General features: G+C 61.6%; 2 protein-coding genes. Both read right to left on the bottom strand.

Going from position 1 to position 1,632, the window contains the following annotated elements:
• On the bottom strand, positions 1-410 hold a 410-nt coding region (locus tag QSJ95_RS32450), incomplete at its 3' end, for a Fe-Mn family superoxide dismutase (RefSeq protein WP_285647866.1).
• Positions 411-529: 119 nt separating this feature from the next.
• Positions 530-1,632 (bottom strand): NADH:flavin oxidoreductase/NADH oxidase family protein (locus tag QSJ95_RS32445; RefSeq protein WP_285647865.1); only part of this gene is annotated, 1,103 nt, incomplete at its 5' end.

Raw genomic sequence — 1,632 nt, 5'->3', positions numbered from 1 at the left:
ACGATGGCGAGCGAGCCGCTGGGCTTTCTCACCAGCCAGGTCCAGGAAGAGCCGAAGTTGCTGACCGCTTTGTCGTTGAACGCCTGCTGGAAACCCTCGAAGGAGCCGAATCCGGTGTCGATGGCATCGCCCAGCGCGCCGTCCGGCCGACCGCCGCCGCTGGGGCTCAGGCAGCTCCAATAGAAACTGTGGTTCCAGATTTGCGCAGCGTTGTTGAAGGTCGCCCCTTCGGAGATCCTGATGATTTCCTCCAGGGTGCGGCCTTCGAACTCGCCACCTCGGATCAACTCGTTCAATTTCACTACGTAGGCAGCGTGATGCTTGCCGTAGTGATATTCGAGCGTCTCTTTCGAAATATGGGGAGCGAGCGCGTCCAGTTCGAAAGGAAGCTGGGGGAGTTCGAATACCATGGGTGTTCTCCGTTTGCGATGGCAGAAACCATCCGACAGGGGCTAACCGGCGGACAGCGAAGTGCCAGGTCTGGAATCACTTCAGGGAAGGCCGGTTACTCACCGGCAGGCACACGCGCTCAGCCGGCGCGGAACTTGGGCAAGCCGATGTCGCCGCGGACAAAATTGCCCAGCATGTAGCAGAGCGCGACTTTCAGGACGGATTCGTCCGGGCGGGCCTGTCCCTTGCGCGCGATGCGCATGAGTTGGTGCGTGTACCAGATGATTTCCATCATCCGCGAGCGGTCGATGGCCTCCACGCCGGAAACCCTGGGGCTGACTTCATGGCTAGGGTCCAGGCCAGCAAGGAGACGTTGCGGTACGGCGGGGTCGAGGCTGAGCAGGCGAGCCAGCCCGACCAGCTCCAGAGCCCCACTCTGCAACGCCTCATTCATGCCCGCGACGGTACGAAAGCCACCGGTCACCATCAGTGGCACGGACGTCTGTTCCCTCACCCTATCGGCGAACGCGAGGAAATAGGCCTCGCGCTGACGAGTACTTTCCTTCTGCACCGGCTGTGCGCCAGTCATCGCCGGTGACTCATAGGTGCCGCCGGAAATCTCGATCATGTCGATACCAGCATCCGCGATGGCCAGCACGGCCTCCATGGATTCACCTTCGTCGTAACCGCCTTTCTGGAAATCGGCCGAGTTGAGCTTGATACCTATCGGGTAATCGTGGCCCACCGCATCTCGCATAGCGTGATAGACGGCCATGAGGAAACGCCGACGCTTCTCCGGCGTACCGCCCCAGTCGTCCTCGCGTCGGTTATGGTGCGGCGACAGGAACTGGTTGATCAGGTAGCCGTGGGCGGCATGGATCTGTACGCCACCAAATCCAGCTTTCTTGGCGATACGAGCGGTGCTGGCGAAACGATCGATGACCTCCTTGATCTCATCAGGCCGGATTTCGCGGGGTGTCGGGAAATAGGGAGCCAACTCTGCGTTGAAGGGGATGGCGGAGGGCGCCAGGTTCTCCCGATTGAGGCCGTTCATCGCCTGCTTCCCGGGGTGGTTGATCTGCATCCAGAGCTGGGTACCGCCGCTGCTTCCTCGTCGTGCCCACTCGCGCAGGAACTCCAGATGTCGCTCGTCCTCCACCACCACGTTGCCAGGCTCGCTGCGAGCCCGGCCGTCGATCATGACATTGCCGGTGAGGCTCAGGCCGACACCACCCTGCGCCC

Source organism: Pseudomonas sp. NBRC 100443 (assembly GCF_030268185.1).
Lineage (GTDB): Bacteria > Pseudomonadota > Gammaproteobacteria > Pseudomonadales > Pseudomonadaceae > Pseudomonas > Pseudomonas citronellolis.
Note: the sequence above shows the minus strand (reverse complement) of the source record. Positions and strands in the feature narration are given on the sequence as shown.